1 protein-coding gene is annotated in these 259 nt (G+C 47.5%); it reads right to left on the bottom strand.

Features of this window, described 5'->3' with window-relative positions; genetic code table 11:
• Positions 1-240 (bottom strand): hypothetical protein (locus SB753_RS38735; protein WP_410805371.1); only part of this gene is annotated, 240 nt, incomplete at its 3' end.
• Between the last annotated feature and the right edge of the window lie 19 nt (positions 241-259).

Below are 259 nucleotides of genomic sequence, written 5' to 3'. Positions count from 1 at the left end.
ACGACTGACTGGCGCTGACGAAATAAGGTAATCAGCCACCATTGTGTAAGGCACTTTGGTGGAATAATTTTGTGTTGCTACAGCAGTGGCGTATTGTTGCAGTACTGCATTACCAGGCTTAACTCCGGCGTACAGTGTATTCATGGCAGGATTGTCAGCCAGCTTTTGCTGCTGGGCGCTGAACACTATGCCTTGATCATCAAATAAAAATGCACTGCCCTGCAGCACATTATCGGCCATTGGCAGCTTTTGCAGAATG

The sequence above is a fragment of the Paraburkholderia sp. SIMBA_053 genome (assembly GCF_046534895.1).
GTDB classification, from domain to species: Bacteria; Pseudomonadota; Gammaproteobacteria; order Burkholderiales; family Burkholderiaceae; genus Paraburkholderia; species Paraburkholderia caledonica.
Note: the sequence above shows the minus strand (reverse complement) of the source record. Positions and strands in the feature narration are given on the sequence as shown.